Origin of the sequence: Arthrobacter bussei (assembly GCF_009377195.2) — a bacterium.
GTDB lineage: Bacteria > Actinomycetota > Actinomycetes > Actinomycetales > Micrococcaceae > Arthrobacter_D > Arthrobacter_D bussei.
In genome coordinates, this window is record NZ_VJXX01000001.1 from 1,487,116 (window position 1) to 1,506,361 (window position 19,246).

Genomic DNA, 19,246 nt, shown 5'->3' on the forward strand with positions numbered 1-19,246 from the left:
TACCAGGACGGAAACCTTGGCCGCACATCACCCTGCCTCCCAACAACGAGCCCATCACCATCTCTCATCGACGGTCCCGGCAGCCCCCTCACCCCGCACCGTTCTGCGCGGTCGAGCCCTCACCGCATCCGGGATGATTGACGACGCAACGATAGCGGTCGCCGGTTCGACGATCCTCTTCGCCGGCACAGCCGCGGATTTCGTGGCTGAGAGCGATGATGACATCCTCGTTCTCACCCCCGGTCAGATCATCGTTCCGGGCCTCATCGACCTGCACTGCCACGGAGCGTTCGGAGTCGATTTCTCCACGACGAATGCACACGATGCACGAATCGCCCTACGGAAGCTGCACGCCCTCGGCACTACGTCGATCGTGGCTAGTCTGGTCACCGCATCTCCGGATGAACTGGCAGGACAGCTCACACTCCTGGCCGAGCTCGTCGACGAAGGCCTGCTGGCCGGACTGCATCTGGAGGGACCTTTTCTCGCCCGGGCCCGATGCGGAGCTCAGGACCCTCGCTGTCTCAGCGAACCCGATAGCGGCGTCACGCAGCGCCTGATCGACAGCGCGCGCGGCCATCTCACCACCATGACCTACGCACCGGAGCTGCCGGGGTCGGACTACCTGCTGGAGCTTCTCACAAGTCACGGCGTCGTACCGTCCCTCGGCCACACGGCCTGCTCCACAACAGAAGCATCCGCATCGCTCCAGTCTGCCCAGGACGGGCTGCTGACCTCACCCCACGGACGGGGCCGGTCCCGGCCGACCGTGACGCATCTGTTCAATGCCATGGATCCACTGCACCATCGAGCTCCCGGAGCTCTGGCGGCCTGCCTTCGAGCCGCGAAGGCAGGAAACGCCGTCGTCGAACTGATCGCAGACAACACCCACCTGCATCCAGACCTCGTGGTGATGATGTTCGACCTGGTCGGAGCCGGCAACATAGCCCTCGTGACTGACTCGATGGCGGCGTCCGGGCTGACCGATGGGCAGTACCGTCTCGGGCCCGCCCACGTCACCGTGAACGAGGGAGTGGCCCGGCTCGCGACGTCCGGGGCCATTGCAGGCGGAACAGCGAGCATGCTGGAGCTGGTCAGGAACTCGGTGCAAGCCGGCGTCAGCCTCGATGACGCCGTGACCGCCGCCGCCGCAGTACCGTCCGACATCATCGGCAGCAGCTCCCGGGCCGGGCGCCTTCAGGCAGACCGTGCCGCGGACCTACTCATCCTCGATGACAGCCTCGAAACCGTCAGAGTGATGAGGCATGGACACTGGCTCGACCGACCTCCAAAAGGCTCGATCTCGCACGACCAAACAGGTGCCACAACGTGATGGAGCGCTACTTCGTCGGCGCGTACGCAGCATCCCCGGCCCACCAGCGCTGGCAACCCGATCTCGAGCACGAGTATCTTCATGCTCTGGCGGCCCTGCCACACGTCGCCGGTCTCGAACTCCCCTGGATCGACGGACTGCACCCGCACGACGACGAATGGCTCCTGAGGAACCTCCCCGTCGGCATGGATGTCATCTTGACCGACATACCGGGCACAGTACGGCGCCTAGCTCACAACTCCTCGTTCGGGCTCGCCTCAGCAGATACGAGCGGCAGGGCAGAGGCGCTGGACGTCCTTGCCCGTATCCGTGACGACGTCCACAGACTCAACGATCGGACGGGCAGAGCCACGGTCCAGGTCCTCGAACTGCACTCTGCGCCCCGTGCTTCCGCCGGCAGACCGGAACTACTCGCTGACTCCCTCGAACAACTCGCGACGTGGGACTGGGACGGAACGAAACTCGTCATCGAGCACTGCGACGCGGAAGTGCCTCAACGGCGGCCTGAGAAGGGATACCAATCCCTCTCTGCAGAAATTACGGCCATTCAACAATCCGGAACCGACGTCGGTATCTCGTTGAACTGGGGCCGGTCGGCCATCGAGCTACGCGATCCTGACCGGGTGACGGACCACATCACGTACGCAGCCGACGCCGGTCTTCTCCACGGCCTCATCATCTCGGGCGCATCGAACCAGCCGAGCGTCTTCGGCCCCGGATGGACGGACGCGCATCATCCATTCGAAAAATCTGCCCGACATCCTCACGGTGAACGCACCTCCCTCCTCACGGAGGACCGCGTCACCAGCGCTTTCGCCGCGGCGGGCCCTCTGCTGTGGGCCGGCGTGAAACTGGGATTCCCGTATCCGACGGCCGACGTCAGCGATCGTGTCGCGATGATCGCTGACGCCCTGGACGCCATCGACCGATGCAGGATCCCCGCCCGAATCTGACGGGGCGCCGCATGGCCTTCGGGGTTACGACTGGTGACCGCGACGGAGTTGCCCCTGAGCCGACATGAACGGCTCGAGCACAGGATCAGCGTCCCGTCAGACGCGCGGCAGTGGCTCCACCGGGTTGGGAACGCCGGGTTCCACGGCAGACTCGTCGACTGTCTCGTCGACTGTCTCGTCCACGGATGCGGACCGGAGTTCGTCGAGGCGCACGCACACGACACCAACGACGATCAGCAGTCCGCCGAGCAGCTGCACGGCAGCGGGGAGCTCACCGAGGATGAGCCACGCCGCGATGACGGCGAACATCACCTCGGTCAGGGCCACGAAGCTCGCCACCTTCGACCCGAGGCGCCGCGCGGCGAGGATGCCCGTCACATAGGCCGCGACCGTCGCGACGAGCACGAGGACCGCCACCGGGACCAGCCAGCTGTAGGTCTGCCCGGCCAGCTGGACATCGGAGAAGACGAACCGGAAGGGCATGATGTTCGTCAGCCCGAGCACCAGGATCACGCCGGAGGCGACGACCATCCCGCCCCCGGCCATGACGATCGGCGGCAGGGACTCGTCCACCCGGGCCGACATCAGGAAGAACACCACGAGGCAGACGGCGGCCGCGAGCCCGAAGAGGATCCCGACCGGATCGAGGCGCGTGTCCCCGGCGAGGTCCAGCACGAGGAGCAGTCCCAGGATCGCCGTGACGGACCCGATGATAGTGAGTGGCCGGGGCGCCTTCCGCGAGGTCAGCCAGAGGAACCCGACGAGGAGCACGGGCGCGAGGTACTCCAGGAGCAGCGACACCCCGACGGACATCCGCTGCACGGCGTTGAAGTAGAAGAGCTGGCAGAGGGCGATCGCCGTCGCGCCGTAGATCGCGATGGTGAGGGCGTTGCCGCGCACCGTCGACCAGCGGCCGTGCAAGGCGATCAGTGCCGGGACGAGGAGCACGACGGCGGCCCCGCCGATGCGGAGGCCGACGGCGGCGCCGGGGCTCCAGCCAATCTCGAGGAGGGACTTGGCGAAGGGCCCGGAGACGCCGAACGTCGCAGCCGAGACGAGGGCTATCCAGAGGCCGGCGGCGGGTCGCAGGGTCACGTCCGCTCCCTTCGGGTCGATGATTGGTGTCAGGACTGACGAGTGGTTATGGTCGTGACATTAGAGGTGCACGCTGTCAGGAGTCAACATGTCTTTCACCTATGACACGGAGGTGGCGCTCTCCTCGGCCGCCGCGCTCATCAACACCGGGAAGGATGACGCGGATCCCCTCGCCACCCTCGAGGGCCTCGACCGGTTCCTGGCGGAGCAGCGGTTCACCGGCTCGCGCACCCACACCGATGCCGAACTCGCCTCGGTGCGGACCCTGCGCGCCGAGCTGGAGGTGATCTGGTTCGCGGAGGAGGACGACGCCGTCACCCTGGTGAACGCGATCCTCCGCCGTGCGAGAGCGCTCCCCCAGCTCGTCCGGCACGACGAGTGGGACTGGCACCTGCACGCCACCGCACCGGAAGCCCCGCTGGAGGAGCGCATGGCGACCGAGGCGGCCATGGCCCTCGCCGACGTCATCCGCGGACACGAACTCGACCGCCTGCGATCCTGCGCGGCGGAGGACTGCGACGGCGTGGTGCTCGATCTCAGCCGCAACCGTTCGAAGCGGTTCTGCGACACCGGCAACTGCGCGAACCGAACCCACGTGAAGGCGTACCGGGCCCGGCGGGCGCGCTCCGCCTGACCCCCGGCCCCATCTCAGTTGCATAACGATCGCCATCGGCCTTGATGTAACGCGCATCACTGGATATGTTGTCTTCGCCTACATATTGTCGACATCCCATCGACGGGGCGCTACAGCGTTGTACCAGCTCGATCCGCCCGGACAGCGGACCGCCTGCCGCCGTCAAGGCCGCACCCGGTCCGCCGACGCCCGGATCCCTTTCGAAGGCTCGACCATGACCACGATCAAGAAAGTTTCCGCCGCCCTGCTGGCCGTCGGCGTAGCAGCAGGCCTGTCGGCCTGCGCGCCCGCCGGATCCACGCCGGCCGCCGACGGCGATTCCGCCGCCACCTGCAATGTCGGTATCTCCATGCCCACCCGCAGCCTCGAGCGCTGGATCAACGACGGTGAGGGACTCAAGGAGAAGCTCGAGGCCGCGGACTGCACCGTGGATCTCCAGTACGCGGACAACAAGACGGACCAGCAGATCAGCCAGATCCAGAACCAGGTGGCCGGCGGGGCGAAGATCCTCGTCGTCGCTGCCATCGACGGCCAGACCCTCGGGCCCGCCCTCGAGGACGCCGCGTCCCAGGACGTCAAGGTCATCGCCTACGACCGCCTCATCAACGGCACCGAGGCCGTGGACTACTACGCCACCTTCGACAACTACAAGGTGGGCCAGCTCCAGGGCCAGTTCATCGAGGAGCAGCTCGGCCTCGCCGACGGCAAGGGTCCCTTCAACCTCGAGCCCTTCGCGGGCAGCCCCGACGACAACAACGCCGCGTTCTTCTTCGCCGGGGCCTGGGACGTCCTCCTGCCCTACGTCGAGTCCGGCCAGCTGGTCGTCCCCTCCGGGAAGTCGCCGGCGGACAACGACGGCTGGAAGGCCATCGGAATCCTCGGCTGGGGCTCCGACGACGCCCAGGCCGAGATGGACAACCGCCTGCAGTCGTTCTACACCGGCGGCGACAAGGTCGACGTCGTGCTCTCGCCCAACGACAGCCTCGCGCTCGGTATCGAGGCGTCCCTCGATGCCGCCGGCTATGCGCCGGGTACGGACTGGCCGCTCATCACGGGCCAGGACGCCGACGTCGCCAACGTCAAGGCGATCCTGGCCGACCAGCAGTCGATGACCGTGTGGAAGGACACCCGCGAGCTCGGCGGCCAGGTCGAGTCGATGATCCAGGCGATCGTCGCCGGCGAGGAGGTCGAGGTCAACGACACCGAGACCTACGACAACGGCACCAAGGTGGTCCCCTCCTACCTCCTTGATCCCGTGGTGGTGGCGAAGGACGACGTCGAACCGACGCTCGTGGAGTCCGGCTTCGTGAAGGCAGCAGACATCGGTCTCTGACCATCGGGTGGCAGGACGGGGCGCGGCGACGAGCCGCGCCCCGTCCTGCCCTACAGCGAAGCGAGAACAGCATGAGCAACGTCATCCTCGAGATGAACGGCATCGTGAAGGAATTCAACGGCATCCGGGCCCTCGACGGCGTCTCGGTGAGCGTGGAGCGCGGCGAGGTGCATGCCATCTGCGGTGAGAACGGCGCCGGGAAATCGACCCTGATGAAGGTGCTCAGCGGCGTGTACGCGCACGGCAGCTTCGACGGCACGATCACGATCGATGGCGAGCCGGTGGCGTACGGCTCCATCAATGACAGCGAGCGTGACGGCGTCGTCATCATCCATCAGGAGCTGGCGCTCAGTCCGTACCTGTCGATCGCCGAGAACATCTTCCTCGGTAATGAGGTCCAGCGGGGCGGGGTGATCGACTGGAACAGGACGAACCTGCAGGCCACCGAGCTGCTCGCGCGCGTGGGCCTGCAGGAGAACGCCGCCACGAGGGTGCTCGAACTGGGCGTGGGCAAGCAGCAGCTCGTGGAAATCGCGAAGGCCCTGTCGAAGGAAGTGCGGATCCTCATCCTGGACGAGCCGACGGCGGCGCTCAACGACGACGACTCCGCCCACCTGCTGGGCCTCATCGACCAGCTGCGGAACCAGGGCATCACCTCGATCATCATCTCCCACAAGCTCAAGGAGATCCGGGCGATCGCCGACACCGTCACCGTCATCCGTGACGGACAGACGATCGAGTCCTTCCCGGTGAAGGACAGCGATGACATCGAGACCCGGATCATCCGGGCGATGGTTGGGCGTCCCCTCGACCATCAGTTCCCCCCGAGGACACCGGATATCGGCGAGGAGAAGTTCCGGGTCGAGGACTGGTCGGTGCACCACCCCATCGACGTGGAACGCGTCGTCGTAGACCGGGCGTCCTTCCACGTCCGGGCCGGCGAGATCGTCGGCTTCGCAGGCCTCATGGGTGCAGGTCGCACGGAACTGGCCATGAGTCTCTTCGGCCGGTCCTACGGAACCGGCATCTCCGGGCGGGTCTACAAGGACGGCAGGGAGATCCAGACACGGACCGTAGGGGAGGCCATCCGGAACGGGATCGCCTATGTCACGGAGGACCGCAAGCGCTACGGCCTGAACCTGATCGGCAGCATCACGGTCAACGTCTCGGCAGCTGCCCTCGGCAAGCTCGCCCGGCTGGGGATCATCGACCGGAACAGGGAGTACGCCGTCGCGGACGAGTACCGCAAGCAGATGAACATCAAGACGCCGAGCGTCTCGTCCGTCGTCGGCAACCTGTCAGGCGGGAACCAGCAGAAGGTCGTGCTCAGCAAGTGGATCTATTCAGGACCGGACGTTCTCATCCTGGATGAACCCACGCGCGGAATCGACGTCGGCGCCAAGTACGAGATCTACGGGATCATCAACGAAATGGCGGCCCAGGGGAAGGCGGTCATCGTCATCTCCAGTGAGCTACCCGAGCTGATCGGCCTCTCGGATCGCATCTACACCATCGCGGAAGGCAAGCTCACAGGCGAGCTGGATCGCGCCCATGCCACGCAGGAGGAGCTCATGCGCTACATGACCGCCGCCAGGAACGAAGGAGCACAGGCCTCATGACCACCGCCACTCCCGAGCAGGCCACTGCTCCCGTCCCACCGCGCCCGGATCCGGTGAGGAAGAAACGGCGACGGGTCGACATGCGCCAGTACGGCATCCTCGCCGCGCTCGCGGTCATCATCGTGCTGTTCCAGGTCCTCACCGGTGGACGGCTCCTGTACCCCGGGAACGTCAGCAACCTCATCCAGCAGAACGCCTACGTGCTCATCCTCGCGATCGGGATGGTGATCGTCATCATCGCCGGGCATATCGACCTGTCCGTGGGGTCGATCGTGGCGACCGTCGGTGCAGTGGCAGCGCTCTCGATGAACAGCTGGGGCCTGCCCTGGGGCGCGGCGGTCGCCCTGTCACTCCTCGTCGGAGCACTCATCGGTGCGTGGCAGGGCTTTTGGGTCGCCTTCGTGGGGATACCCGCCTTCATCGTGACGCTCGCCGGCATGCTCGTGTTCCGCGGCGTCGCGCTCGTGCTGCTCACGGGGGGCACCATCAGCGGCCTGCCCCGGGCCTTCAACTCCATCGGCTCCGGTACGCTCCCTTCGACCGGCACCCCGGATCTCATCACACTCGGCATCGGGGCCCTCGCCTCGCTCGCCCTGGTCGTCCAGCAGCTCAAGGGCCGCGCTGACCTCCGCCGCCTCAACCTCCCCCGGGAGCGGGCGCTGTCCTTCGTCCTGAAGACCGCCATCGCCGTGGTCGCCATCATGTACCTCTGCTACCTGCTGGCGTACAACCGGGGCACACCGATCATCCTCATCATCCTGGCCACGCTCGTCCTCCTCTATTCGTTCCTGCTCTCGCGCACGGTGTTCGGACGACACGTCTATGCCATGGGAGGCAATCTCTACGCAGCCATGATGTCCGGCGTGAAGACGAAGTGGGTCAACTTCTTCATCTTCGTGAACATGGGTTTCCTCGCCGGTCTCGCCGGGGTGGTCAGCACCGCCCGCGCAGGCAGCGCCGTCGCCTCCGCGGGCGGCAGCTTCGAGCTCGACGCCATCGCGGCCGTCTTCATCGGTGGCGCCGCTGTCCAGGGTGGAGTCGGGACGGTGATCGGTGCCGTGATCGGCGGCCTGGTGATGGGCGTCCTCAACCAGGGACTGTCGATCCTCTCGGTGGACGCAGCTTGGCAGCAGGTCATCAAGGGCCTGGTCCTCCTGCTCGCCGTGGCGTTCGATGTGTACAGCAAGCGCAGGACCGGTCGCTGAGCTCTCCCACCGGTTCCATGATCGACGACGTTCTTCCTGGGCGTCCTGCCTTGAGCGGAGACGGGCGGTGGCGATCCGTCCCCGCTCGAGGCACCAGCCCGATCACCGCCGACCGCGGTGCGGGAGCGGGTCAGCCGGCCGTGCGGGGCCCCGCGTCAGGCGGCGGCGCGTCCTCCACCGACACCGAGGGCGGCACAACGGCGTCGACGCCCTCGCCCGGGAAGCCGTCCTCGGAGTACCCACCGTCGGTGAACGCCGGCCTGCCCGTGAAGACCTGCTCCGTCGTGGTCGGGATTGGCGTGTAACTCCCCGCATACATGAGGTGACCCGGTCCCGCGGGGAACGGTGCATCGGGATACGGTCTGCCGGTTCCGGGGTCACCCTCCCCGCCGGGCCCGCCGCTGCCGAGAAGACTCCTCGTCAGGGCGGCTCCGTCCGACATGAGTTCCTCGACCGCGGCGAGAAGGTGCCCGTCCGTGACGGGACCTCCCTGCAGGGCAGCCGCGAGGACGGTCCGGCGGACGAGCTCGCGGGTGAAGGACGCCGTCGTACCCTCGGTCCGGCCGGCCGCCGACCCGATCCCCGCCGCCGTCAGCGGCAGCCCGGCTGCGTACAGGCGCAGCAGCGCCGCACGCTCGGCCTCGGCAGGCAGGGGCACCTCGATCGCGAGATCCACGCGGCCCGGGCGCTGGGCGAGCGCCCGCTCGAGCATGTCCACACGGTTGGTGGTGAGGACGAAGGTGACGTCGGCGTCGGCGTCGAGCCCGTCCATCGCGTCGAGCACCTCGAAGAGCAGGGGCTGCGGCCCGTGGCCGAAACTCCGGTCCTCGGCGATGAGGTCGCAGTCCTCGAGCACCACGATCGAGGGCTGGAGCGCGCGCGCCATCCTCGCGGCCTCGCCCACGTGGGCGAGCGTGCCGCCGGACAGGAGGATCGCCGTCGTCCCCTCGCTCGCGCCGAGCAGGAAGCGGACCGTGTGCGTCTTACCCGTCCCGGGCGGTCCGTAGAGCAGAATCCCACGCTTGAGATGCTGGCCCGCGGCGACGAGCGCCTCCCGGTGGGCAGCGATGCCCAGCGCGTGCTCCGTGACCCTGGCCAGCAGCCCTTCGGGCAGGATGACGTCCGCGGCGGTGATCCGGGGCCGATGGTGGAAGGTGACGCCGGCGGTCTGCTGGCCGAAGTCGTCGCCGGCGAGCGAGAGGACCTGGCCCTTCAGGACGCTCTCGGTCTGCATTCGCCGGCGGAACTCCGCGAGGAGCGCGGCCGTCACGGTCGGCTCCGCGCAGAGCACCTCGAGCGTGGCCGTCTGGCGGCCGAAGCGCGGCTCCGCCCTGCGCTGGAGGAGGGCGACGGCGACCCCCTCACGTTCGAAGAGTCGGAGTCCGAAGGCCACGGTCTGGCGCTGCTCGTCCGGGCCGATCGGCAGGTTCGCGTAGTCCGGCTGGGCGAGGGGGAAGTTCGGGTACATCTGGGACTGCTGGAGCATGTCGCTCAATGACATGTGGTTGCGCTGGTCCCCGCCCCCGATGCCCACGAGGCGGGCGTCCTCACCTACGAGGCCGGTGAGGACGATGTCCGCATCCACGAACCGGTGCGCACTCACGTCCTCGAGGACCACGGCCACGCCACCGGCGTCCGTGCCGAGATGAGCGGTGAGCGTGTCGAGCAGTTCCCTCCCGCGCGCCGAACGCGGCTGGGCCTCCTGCACTAGGCGCACCATGGTGCCGAACTCCGTGACGAAACGTGCTGTGTCATCCCCCATGGGGGGAGGTTAGCAGCGCCGTCAAGGGCAGCGCCGTGCTCGTGCCGGGTCCGGTGCGATCCGGTGCGACGGCGTCGATACGGTGGCTGGCAGGCAGCGCCGATGCAGGCCATGCCCGCTGGAATCGCGGCGAGCTACTATGTGTTGCCGTCCCTGGGCCGGATCTACATCGAGCCGCAGCACTTCACCGATCTTCCTGACACCGCCGTCACCGGCCTGCAGGAGTCCCTGTACCGCAACCGCGTGCGGGTCCTCGAGGATCCGCACGCCACGCAGTCGGTGCACGGCATCGCAGCCTTCGCCTCACTGCACGTATCCGTGGTCGTCACCGCCGCCCTCGGGGCGCACCTCGTCCGCCTCCCGGTGGTCCTCCGGACGGCCCTCTGGACCTACGCACTGCTGACCGCCCTCGCCACCGTGTACTTCGGGTGGCACTACCTCGTCGATGTCCTTGCCGGTGCCGTCCTCGGCGCACTGGCGACGTGGCTGGCGGCTCGCGCGATCCGTCCCGGCGGTGGTCCGACCGAGCACATGCCGCTGCAGGAGGCGAGGGTGCACCAGTAGACGGTCCGAACCACTGCAGCGGGGGTGGGAGTTGCGTTAGCGTCGTGAGCCGGCGTTCGACGCGGTGTCATCGTCGACACGATGGGGATCCTGCCTGTTGCGCCGCTCTCGGGGAGGCCATGGCGCCGCCGCGGGACTTCCCCCGACCTGTTCCACCAAGCGGGAGCGCGAGCCCGCGAGGCCTCGGGGTGATCTGACCTCGACTCCTCGCCGTGCGACGACCCCTAGGTGTCCTGGCGTGGCAACCGTTCGCCGTACCGGGGTTCGCCGTCCGGCTCCGGGTCGGTGGCCGGACGGGCCGCACCCGGCTTCGGGTCCGGCTTCGCGGAGGAACGGTTGACGCCCGAGCCCTTGCTGAGGTGCTCGGCGTTCGGCGTCTCAGCCATCATGAGCATGGCGCAGATGACCAGCGACGCGATGAAGGCGATCCCGGCTGCGGTGAAGCCCAGATCCACCCGCAGCACCTTGGTCCCGCCGCCAGTGGCGAAGATCGACGTCGCCGTCCCGGCCACCACGGCCAGCACGGCGGAGAACACGAGCGGAGCCTTGATGCCGTGGCGGAACCGCCCCTGGGTGGGTTTCCCCGGTCGGCGCTTGGCCACGGGCACTCCTTCCGGTGGTGCGTTGTCTTCTACGAGCCGTAGAGCTTCTAGTTTACGGGGTCCGACCCACCGTGGGCGCCCGAAGTGCCCGGTGCGCTGAGCGCTGAATCGTGCCGGTAGCTGAGGGCAGCGATGGCGAGGACGACGGCGGACAGCAGCGCCCCTCCCCCGGTCACGCCGAGGAGGGCGTGGGCACCCAGTCGCTCGACGAACGGCAGGATCGCGCCGGTGGCGATGCCCACGATGCCGACGATCACGAGGTCCCGGGCAGCGGGGTGGCTTCCGAGGGCGAGACCGCGGACCAGTTCGGCGAGGCCTGCGACCACGAGGGCGACCGCCCCGGCGAAGGCGAAGCTGCGGTCATCGACGAACGCGATGCTCGCGATTCCCGCGCCCAGCAGCAGCCCCCCGCCGATGTCCGTCAGGAGGGACGTGGCGCCCCAGTGCGCCTGGCGATGCGTCCACAGGTAGGCGGCACCGCTGAGCAGGAGGTAGAGGCCTCCGGCGATCGCCATGACGAGAGTGGACGGCTCACGCCAGAAGATCGTGACGAGCCCGAACACGGCGCCGACCACGGCGCGCGCGAGGAACGGCTTCCACACGGCCGGCGCAGCGGTGTCGGGGCCGAGACCGGAGGCGGTCGGAGCAGCAACCATCAGGGGCCTCTCGGGAGGAGAACGGTGGCCGGGCGATCTCCGGCGAGTCCAGTTTAGTCCTGCTTGCCGCGCAGCTCACCGCCGGCGTCGGAGCCCGCGAAGAGCGCTCCTCGCAGTGCCTCGGCCTGGGCGCGCCAGAAGTCGCGGGACACCGGCTTGCGTGCGAACAGGGTGTCGAATCCGTGGAAGGCTCCCTCGACCAGCAGGAGGTCGCACGGGACTCCCGCCGCCTGGAGCCGCTCCGCGTACGTGGTGTCCTCGTCGAGGAAGAGATCGAGCGTGCCGACACCGATCCAGGCGGGAGGAAGTCCACGCAGGTCCTGTCGCCGGGCCGGAGCCTTGTAGGCGGAGACGTCGTCGCCTCCCGGCGGCTCCCCCAGGTATGCACTCCAGCCGAAGCGGTTGCTGCCCGGCGTCCAGACGCGGACGTTCCGGGTGTCCAGGTCCGTGCGCGTGACGGTGCGGTCGTCGATCATCGGGTAGACGAGGAGCTGGAATGCGGGACGCACTGCACCGCGATCATGGGCCATCAGCACCAACCCGGCCGCCAGGCCCCCGCCCGCGCTCTGCCCGCCGACGGCGATCCTGTCGGGGTCGATGCCCAGCTCCTCGGCGTGGGCAGCCGACCAGGTCAGGGCGGCGAAAGCGTCCTCGAGGGCCGCCGGCGCCGGATGATTCGGCGAGAGGCGGTACCCCACGGACAGGACGGTGATGCCGAGCGTCCTGGCGAAGGCGATGTTGGTGGCGTCGTCCTGGCTGTTGCCCCCCAGGATCATGCCGCCTCCGTGGAGCCACAGCAGCGCAGGGGCTGCACCCCGCACAGACCGGGGACGGATGATGCGCAGCGGCACACCGGCCGCACCGGCAGGCCCGGGCACGACGACGTCGTCGATGGTCAGATCCTCCGGGGCCTCCCGCCGTCGGGGACGTGGCCGGTTCGCAAGGGCGGCGAGGCGCGGCCCGAAGGAGAACGGAGGGATCCAGCGGCCGAGGGCGAGGTCCGGATGGAACACGGTCATGGCGGAGGTCCTTCGAACGGGGGTGGTCGCGTAACCCTACGCTCCGGCGTTCCAGTCCCGGGCCACCATGCCCTCTTCCCCTGTGGCGTCGCCGTCCACCGTCTGGACCAGCGGCTGGGGCGGTGCACCGGCGCGCATCCGTGGGCGGCGGGCGTCGCTATCACCATGCGGCTACTCCTCCCCATCTCCCCAGCCACCAAGTCGCCTGATTCTCCACTGGTGAATGGCCGAGAGGTCAGTCACACTGGTCGAGTGGCCAAGGGGGGCCACCCGGGGGCGGGCATGTAGGAATGCGTCGAGCAGTGCGGTCTCTCAATAGCGTCACAGTGCATCTGGCAGCACGGGATGTCCTGACGATTGCCGGTCTACGGCAACTCCTCCACCCGTGCGCCTTCATCAGTGTCACGGGTTCCAGCGCGGAGGACGACGCCACCATCGCCGCCCTCGCCTCGACCTGCCCGGACGTTCTCGTCCTGAGCGTCAGCGAGGAGGACGGCCTCCACGCCCTGGCCCGATCGGCGCGGGACTCCTGTCCGAACCTCAAGATCGTTCTCCTCACCGACGAGGACCTGGCGATCTCGCTGATGGCCGCCAGCACCACCCGTCTCGAGGCGGTCCTCATCCGGGGCGGTGACTATCTCGAGGACATCGGCGCCATCCTGCGGATCGTGCACCGCGGCGGCAGGGTGACCTCCGGCTACCAGGCCGTGACCACGGACAGCGCGGATCTCTCCGTCACGCCGCAACTGGCCGCCCGCGTGAAGTCGCTGTCGCTCCGCGAGACCATCGTCCTGCGCGAACTCGCCCGCGGCTGCACCAACGCGCAGATCGCCCTGCCCCTGCACCTCAGTGTGGCGACCATCAAGGCCGATCTCGCGCACATCATGAGCGTCACGGGGGCCTCGGGCCGGGTGGAACTGGCGGTGCTGGCCGTGCGCTGCGGCCTGATCGACGACGACGAGTCCGCCGACCTCGTCCAGGCGCCGACACGGCGGTCCAGGCCGGGCTGGTCGCTCGAATCCTGACCTCAGGCCTCCCTGCGTCCCACCATCTCCCGGATCCACAGGGGCGCGAACGGCGAGGTGCAGTTCGGCGGCGTCGGGTAGTCCTTGAGGACCTCCAACCGCTCGCCGATGTCGAGTGCACGAGCCCGCCGGTCGTCGTCCTCGATGCCGATGAAGGCCAGGGTGTGGTTCATGGCCCACTGCAGGCGCTCCGGCGCAGTCTTCATCTCCGCCTCGACGGTGTCGAGCAACGCGTCCAGGTCCAGCCCCTCGGGGCCCTTCGCCACTCGGTCCGACGTGAGCGCCCAGCCCGCCGAGGCCACCACCGGGTCCGCGTCCGCCAGCCAACGGACCCTCAGCTCCTCCGCGTGACGGCCCTTCTTCACCACGTAGTTCACGAGCCAGTCGTGCACCTTGGGCGAGCGCGCCTCCCGCATCATCGCGTCCAGGTCATCCGCCCCGAAGGCCCCGGGCCGGCAGATCAGCAGGGCGAGGAGTTGCGCGGCGGTGTCGTCCGCCGTCCACAGGCTGAGCGCCAGGTCCTGCCGGGTCTTCAACCTCCTGGCCAGTGCCCGGAGCGCGCCGAGGTTCACCCCGTGGTCGTCACCGTGCCTCTCGTTGACCGCACGCATGCGCGGGTCCTCGAGCGCGGCGAGTTCGGCGAGTACCTCGTCGACCGTCATCGGTTCCTTCCCTCCACGCTCTCGCCCGCCCGGGTGGTGCAACCGCCGGCCGGGCCTACTGTGCCGCGGACGTGGGCAACGTCAGGATCTCCGCGCCGGTCTCCGTGATCGCGATCGTATGCTCACTGTGAGCCGTCCGGCTACCCGTGGCGCTGCGGAGGGTCCAGCCGTCCGGATCGGTCACGAGCGTCGCGGTGTCCGCCATGATCCATGGTTCCAGGGCGAGCAGCAGGCCCGGCCGCAGCGTGTAGCCGCGGCCCGGGCGCCCCGTGTTCGTGATGTGCGGATCCTGGTGCATGGTGGAGCCGATGCCGTGCCCGCCGAAGTCGGTGTTGATCGGATAGCCGGCAGCGCTCAGGACCGACCCGATGGCGTGCGAGAGGTCCCCGATACGGGCGCCGGGACGCGCCGCGGCGATGCCCGCTCGGAGGGCACGCTCGGTCGTCGCGATCATGTCCGTATCCTTCGGGGACGGTGCACGCCCGACGGTGAAGCTGATGGCCGAGTCCGCGGCGATCCCGCCCTTGAGGACGGCGAGGTCGAGCGTCAGCAGGTCGCCGTCCGCCAGCGCGTAGTCGTGCGGCAGGCCGTGCAGCACGGCGTCGTTCACCGCGGTGCAGATGTAGTGACCGAAGGGTCCGCGCCCGAAGGACGGGGCGTAGTCGACGTAGCAGGACTGGGCGCCCGCAGCCACGATCATCTCCTGCGCCCACCGGTCGATCTGCAACAGGTTCGTCCCGACCACGGCGCGCTGCCGCAGCGACTGCAGGATGTCGGCGACGAGCCTGCCCGTCACGCGCGCCCGGTCCAGTTCGGCGGGAGTCAGGATCTCGATCATGGGGTACCTTCCGGCTGCTTCCAATAACTATCCCGGTAATACTATCCCGGGCTATCATCGGGGGCATGGTCAGATTGCCACTCACGCCCGCCGACGTCGAACGCGGCCAGCGCCTGGGCGCCCTCCTGCGTGCCGCCCGCGGGGAACGGTCCGTGCTGGAGACCGCCCTCGATGCGGGCGTCTCGCCGGAGACGCTCCGGAAGATCGAATCGGGTCGCGTCGCGACGCCGGCCTTCCCCACCATCGCGGCCGTCGCCGTCGTCGTCGGGCTGTCCCTCGACGCCGTGTGGGCGGAGATCAGTGCGGCCGATCCCTGCGCGGTGGTGCCCCGCGGCGACCGGGCGCGGGAGCCCATGGCCTCCTGAGTGCTACGCGGTCCCGCCGCGTGTGGCACCCGTGACCATCCAGCGGTCGTCGCGCACGCGCCAGCCGAGGGTCGCGGCCCGCGCCAGCATGTAGCCGACGCCGAAGGCGAGCCACAACCAGACGATCCCGGTTCCGCCGGTCAGGTCCGCGCGGGCCACGAGGACCAGCAGCGGCACGTAGACCACGAGGTTCACGAGGCCCGCGAGCGCGAGGTAGCGGGCGTCTCCCGCACCGATCAGGACGCCGTCGAGCACGAACACGAAACCGCAGACGGGCTGCGACGCGGCGAGGACCCAGAGCCCGGCCGCGAAGGCGGCCTGCACGGCGGGGTCGGTGGTGAAGATCCAGCCGACGAAGGGCGCGACGGCGGCGAGCAACGCACCGGTGACGACGCCGAAGCCCACGCCCCACACGAGCATGCGCCGCGTCAGGGCGCGGGCGAGGGGCGCATTCCCGGAGCCGAGTTCCTTGCCGATGAGCGCCTGGGCGGCGATGGCCAGGGCGTCGAGGGCGAAGGCCAGGAAGGTGAAGACCGTCATGACCAGCTGGTGGGACGCGAGACTCAGCGGACCCTGCGCGGTCGCCACGAAGACCGTGGCCAGGATGGCCGCGCGCAGGGAGAGCGTGCGGAGCATGAGCCAGGAGCCCACGCCTGCGGTGCCGCGGATGCCGCGCAGCGTCGGGCGGAGCGTCACCTGCTCCCGCCGGGCGGCCCGGACGATCATCACCAGGTACACCGCAGCCATGCCCCACTGGGCGAGGCTCGTCCCGAGCGCCGAACCCGCCACCGACATCCCGGCGCCGTACACCAGGAGGTAGTTGAGCACGATGTTGACACCGAACCCCGCGCCGGCCACCACGAGGGGGGTCCGCGTGTCCTGCAGCCCGCGCAGCACACCGGTCGCGGCGAGCACCACGAGCATGGCGGTGAGCCCCGGCATCGACCAGCGGAGGTAGTCGACGGCGAAGGCGTGGACGGCACCCTCGGCGCCCAGCAGTGACGCGAGCTGCGGCGCCGTGGCCCAACCGGCGGCGGACAGCGCCACGCCGAGGAGCACCGCGAGGCCCACGCCGTCACGCCCCGCCGCCAGCGCCTCGGGCAGCCGACCGGCGCCGAGGAGGCGCGCCACGGCGGGCGTGGTCGAGTAGGCGAGGAACACCATGAGGCCGACGGCGGTCTGCAGCACCGTGGACGCGAGCCCCACGCCGGCGAGCTCGTCCACGCCGAGGTGGCCGACGATCGCCGAGTCGGCGAGCAGGAACAGCGGCTCGGCGATGAGTGCGCCGAGGGCGGGCACCGCGAGGCGGAGGATACTGCGGCTGAGCCGGCGGTTGCCGGGCAGGGTCTCATGCACCCGACCAGCGTAGGCGTGTGGGCGGCACGGCCTAAGCTGGGAACGAACCGTGACGGGTCCGTCCCGGTCGCGACGACGCCCAGGGGAGCCATGAAGCTCGGTATCAAGCAGTACCTGGCAGGACTCGTCCTGCTGTTCGTCAGTACCCTCTTCGTCCCGCAGGCCGTCTCCGACTTCGCACGGGCCGAGTCCACGGACACCCCTGTACCCGCCGAGGCACCTCTTCTCCTGGCGATCGGCCTGCTTATCATCCTCGCCGCCGCCGCGTGCATCGGCTGGGGCTACTGGCTCACCCACCGCGTCGGCGGCGCCCGTACGGCGAATCCGGAGGACGATCCGGACGAGCCCCTCCTGCGCCCCGGCTACGGGGCGGACCCGTCGACGGAGGCGTCCTGGCGGGAGAATCCGCTGCGCCGCCGCGACCCCGACGGACGGGCCTGAGGACCGCAGCTCCCTCACCGGGCGGGTCGCGACGGAGGGGCCGGGACGTTCCGGCTACGCGGAGTCCGCGGTGACGCCGCCGCTGTGCACCGGCCGGACCTCGACACCTCCGGTGGCCGTGCGGACGGCGGGATTGAGGCGGGCGAGCGCCACCGCCGCATCGACGTCGGGGGCGTCGAGGACGTAGAAGCCCGCCACGAACTGATCGGCCTGCAGGAACGGTCCCTCGGCGGTGCCGTCCCGGCGGATGGAGACGGCCGCCGCCCGGGGTGTGAGGGCATACGCCAGGGTCAGCGACCCCGAATCCTGCAGGTCGCCTGCGTGCCGGTCGTTCTCCGCCAGCTCGGCGTCGACCGCATCCAGGGCATGGAGGGATTCGTCGGCGTAGATGAGAACGGCGAAGTGCGGCATCGGAGCTCTTCCGTCGAGTCGGGGGCGCGAGCGTGACCCGCCCGATCCTTCCGACGATGATGCGCCCCTGTCCTCCGATCGGCCCGGCGCCACGCCCTGTCGCCCGCCGCCTGTCCACGTTTGTCCACATCCGCGACCCTCCGCGTCATCGCTTGTTGCGCGGCCGGACGCGATCGTATCGTCGAGGGGAAAGAGCGCCGGCGAGTCCGCCGGTGACACCGACGATCCACCCTGGCCACCCGAGGAGCGCCCGCTCATGACGTCCACCACCCGCCGCCCCCTCCGGGCGCCCACGGTCGCTCTCGCCCTGCTGCTCGCCGCGACGGGGTGCACCGCCACCGGGGGGTCCGATCCCACGGCGAGCGCTCCGGCCCAGGCGCAGGAGGGGTCGACGTCCGCCACCGCCCCTCCGGCGTCGTCCGGCGGCGGGACGCGCTCGGCGCAGGGCGCGGACATGAGCATCCCCGAGATCGTCGAGGCCGTTGAACCGTCGGTGGTCACCATCTTCACCGAGGAGGGCCTGGGCAGCGGGGTCATCTACACGGAGGACGGCCTGATTCTCACGAACGAGCACGTCATCCGCGGCAACGAGGACGTCGAGGTGGCCTTCGCCGACGGCCAGCGCGTCTCCGGCACCGTCGAGGCCTCCGACGCCGTCTCCGACCTCGCACTGGTCCGCGCGGACCGGACCGACCTCCCGGCAGCCACCTTCCAGTCCGGGCTGCCACGCATCGGCGAACTCGCCGTCGTCCTGGGGTCCCCGCTCGGGTTCGAGAACACCGCGACGTCCGGCATCATCTCCGGCCTGCACCGGGAGATCCCGGGCTCGGCGTCGTCGAGCCAGTCGCTCGTGGACCTCATCCAGACCGACGCCGCCATCAGCCCGGGCAACTCCGGCGGCGCGGTGGTCAACGGCCGTGGGGAGATCATCGGCATCAGCGAGGCCTACATCCCGCCCGCGCAGGGAGCCGTGGCGCTCGGGTTCGCCATCCCGGCCCCCACGGCCGTGGAGGTGGCCGAGGAACTCCGGGAGGACGGGACCGCCGAGCACGCCTTCATGGGGCTGGCGCCCGGCGCCATCACGCCGCAGATCGCCGAGCAGCTGAACCTGCAGGACACGGCGGGCGTCGCCGTCCTCTCGGTGTCCGAGGGAGGACCCGCTGACGAGGCCGGGATCCGGCCCGGTGACATCATCACGCGCATCGAGGACGAGGAACTCGCAGCCCCCGAGGACCTGCTCGCGGCACTGCGGCAGCGGGACCCGGGGCAGACCGTCTCGGTCGAGCTCCGTCGAGGGTCCGGGACCCGGACCGTCGACGTCGGACTCGAGGACCGTCCCGCCGCCGACCGCTGACCGCTGGGTCTACGGCCGC

General features: G+C 69.4%; 20 protein-coding genes. 11 read left to right on the top strand and 9 right to left on the bottom strand.

The window, feature by feature from the left end; genetic code table 11:
• Positions 1-133: 133 nt before the first annotated feature.
• Together FNH21_RS07060 and FNH21_RS07065 are read left to right on the top strand one after the other, a co-directional pair.
• Positions 134-1,333, top strand: coding sequence for an N-acetylglucosamine-6-phosphate deacetylase (locus tag FNH21_RS07060; protein WP_152814179.1), 1,200 nt, complete (start codon positions 134-136; stop codon positions 1,331-1,333).
• Positions 1,333-2,286, top strand: coding sequence for a DUF4862 family protein (locus FNH21_RS07065; RefSeq protein WP_152813353.1), 954 nt, complete (start codon positions 1,333-1,335; stop codon positions 2,284-2,286). The genes FNH21_RS07060 and FNH21_RS07065 overlap by 1 nt, the downstream gene beginning before the upstream one ends.
• Before the next feature lie 96 nt (positions 2,287-2,382).
• Here the strand turns inward: FNH21_RS07065 and FNH21_RS07070 are convergent, their stop codons facing one another.
• Positions 2,383-3,381, bottom strand: a complete 999-nt coding sequence (locus FNH21_RS07070; RefSeq protein ID WP_191931683.1) for an EamA family transporter — start codon at positions 3,379-3,381, stop codon at positions 2,383-2,385.
• An 88-nt stretch (positions 3,382-3,469) separates the two neighbouring features.
• Between FNH21_RS07070 and FNH21_RS07075 the strand changes: the two genes are divergently transcribed.
• The 4 genes from FNH21_RS07075 to mmsB all read left to right on the top strand — a co-directional run bounded on the left by FNH21_RS07075 (position 3,470) and on the right by mmsB (position 8,172).
• Positions 3,470-4,015 carry a CGNR zinc finger domain-containing protein gene (locus tag FNH21_RS07075; RefSeq protein ID WP_152813355.1) on the top strand — a complete coding sequence of 182 codons (546 nt, stop codon included), beginning with the start codon at positions 3,470-3,472 and terminating at the stop codon, positions 4,013-4,015.
• Between the two features lie 214 nt (positions 4,016-4,229).
• Positions 4,230-5,348, top strand: coding sequence for a multiple monosaccharide ABC transporter substrate-binding protein (gene chvE, locus FNH21_RS07080; protein WP_152813357.1), 1,119 nt, complete (start codon positions 4,230-4,232; stop codon positions 5,346-5,348).
• Positions 5,349-5,419: 71 nt separating this feature from the next.
• Positions 5,420-6,967: a multiple monosaccharide ABC transporter ATP-binding protein gene (mmsA, locus tag FNH21_RS07085; protein ID WP_152813359.1), complete on the top strand. Its 1,548-nt coding sequence runs from the start codon at positions 5,420-5,422 to the stop codon at positions 6,965-6,967.
• Positions 6,964-8,172: a multiple monosaccharide ABC transporter permease gene (mmsB, locus tag FNH21_RS07090; RefSeq protein ID WP_152813361.1), complete on the top strand. Its 1,209-nt coding sequence runs from the start codon at positions 6,964-6,966 to the stop codon at positions 8,170-8,172. Before mmsA ends, mmsB begins: the two co-directional genes overlap by 4 nt.
• Positions 8,173-8,302: 130 nt before the next feature.
• On the opposite strand, the gene FNH21_RS07095 is transcribed toward mmsB, so the two are convergent.
• Entirely contained in the window at positions 8,303-9,934 is a 1,632-nt protein-coding gene (locus FNH21_RS07095; RefSeq protein WP_152813363.1) for an AAA family ATPase, read from the bottom strand.
• 111 nt (positions 9,935-10,045) lie between these two features.
• Between FNH21_RS07095 and FNH21_RS07100 the strand changes: the two genes are divergently transcribed.
• On the top strand, positions 10,046-10,498 hold the full coding sequence (locus tag FNH21_RS07100) for a phosphatase PAP2 family protein (RefSeq protein ID WP_191931684.1): 453 nt from the start codon (positions 10,046-10,048) through the stop codon (positions 10,496-10,498).
• Positions 10,499-10,722: 224 nt separating this feature from the next.
• Here FNH21_RS07100 and FNH21_RS07105 read toward each other — a convergent pair whose 3' ends face one another.
• From FNH21_RS07105 to FNH21_RS07115, 3 genes are read right to left on the bottom strand one after another with little or no spacing between them, the layout of a single operon-like run.
• Positions 10,723-11,100 carry a hypothetical protein gene (locus tag FNH21_RS07105; protein ID WP_194718415.1) on the bottom strand — a complete coding sequence of 126 codons (378 nt, stop codon included), beginning with the start codon at positions 11,098-11,100 and terminating at the stop codon, positions 10,723-10,725.
• 47 nt (positions 11,101-11,147) lie between these two features.
• Positions 11,148-11,756 carry a hypothetical protein gene (locus tag FNH21_RS07110; protein WP_152813367.1) on the bottom strand — a complete coding sequence of 203 codons (609 nt, stop codon included), beginning with the start codon at positions 11,754-11,756 and terminating at the stop codon, positions 11,148-11,150.
• Positions 11,757-11,809: 53 nt separating this feature from the next.
• Positions 11,810-12,775, bottom strand: a complete 966-nt coding sequence (locus FNH21_RS07115) for an alpha/beta hydrolase (protein WP_152813369.1) — start codon at positions 12,773-12,775, stop codon at positions 11,810-11,812.
• A 326-nt stretch (positions 12,776-13,101) separates the two neighbouring features.
• Here FNH21_RS07115 and FNH21_RS07120 point away from each other — a divergent pair, with 326 nt between their 5' ends.
• Entirely contained in the window at positions 13,102-13,800 is a 699-nt protein-coding gene (locus tag FNH21_RS07120) for a LuxR C-terminal-related transcriptional regulator (protein ID WP_191931686.1), read from the top strand.
• Between the two features lie 2 nt (positions 13,801-13,802).
• On the opposite strand, the gene FNH21_RS07125 is transcribed toward FNH21_RS07120, so the two are convergent.
• Together FNH21_RS07125 and map are read right to left on the bottom strand one after the other, a co-directional pair.
• On the bottom strand, positions 13,803-14,462 hold the full coding sequence (locus FNH21_RS07125) for a DNA alkylation repair protein (protein ID WP_152813372.1): 660 nt from the start codon (positions 14,460-14,462) through the stop codon (positions 13,803-13,805).
• A gap of 55 nt (positions 14,463-14,517) precedes the next feature.
• Positions 14,518-15,300, bottom strand: a complete 783-nt coding sequence (map, locus tag FNH21_RS07130; RefSeq protein WP_152813374.1) for a type I methionyl aminopeptidase — start codon at positions 15,298-15,300, stop codon at positions 14,518-14,520.
• 65 nt (positions 15,301-15,365) lie between these two features.
• On the opposite strand from map, the gene FNH21_RS07135 reads away from it, so the two are divergent.
• Positions 15,366-15,665, top strand: a complete 300-nt coding sequence (locus FNH21_RS07135) for a helix-turn-helix domain-containing protein (RefSeq protein ID WP_152813376.1) — start codon at positions 15,366-15,368, stop codon at positions 15,663-15,665.
• 3 nt (positions 15,666-15,668) lie between these two features.
• Here FNH21_RS07135 and FNH21_RS07140 read toward each other — a convergent pair whose 3' ends face one another.
• The gene (locus FNH21_RS07140) at positions 15,669-17,021 is read right to left on the bottom strand and encodes an MATE family efflux transporter (protein WP_338403181.1); all 1,353 of its coding nucleotides are present in this window, start codon (positions 17,019-17,021) and stop codon (positions 15,669-15,671) included.
• A 90-nt stretch (positions 17,022-17,111) separates the two neighbouring features.
• Between FNH21_RS07140 and FNH21_RS07145 the strand changes: the two genes are divergently transcribed.
• Complete coding sequence (locus FNH21_RS07145; RefSeq protein ID WP_152813378.1) at positions 17,112-17,462, top strand: hypothetical protein; 351 nt, start codon at positions 17,112-17,114, stop codon at positions 17,460-17,462.
• 54 nt (positions 17,463-17,516) lie between these two features.
• On the opposite strand, the gene FNH21_RS07150 is transcribed toward FNH21_RS07145, so the two are convergent.
• A complete protein-coding gene (locus FNH21_RS07150) occupies positions 17,517-17,873 on the bottom strand; it encodes a YciI family protein (protein ID WP_152813380.1) in 357 nt (118 codons plus the stop codon).
• A 256-nt stretch (positions 17,874-18,129) separates the two neighbouring features.
• On the opposite strand from FNH21_RS07150, the gene FNH21_RS07155 reads away from it, so the two are divergent.
• Complete coding sequence (locus FNH21_RS07155) at positions 18,130-19,227, top strand: S1C family serine protease (RefSeq protein WP_152813382.1); 1,098 nt, start codon at positions 18,130-18,132, stop codon at positions 19,225-19,227.
• Positions 19,228-19,246: the final 19 nt, after the last annotated feature.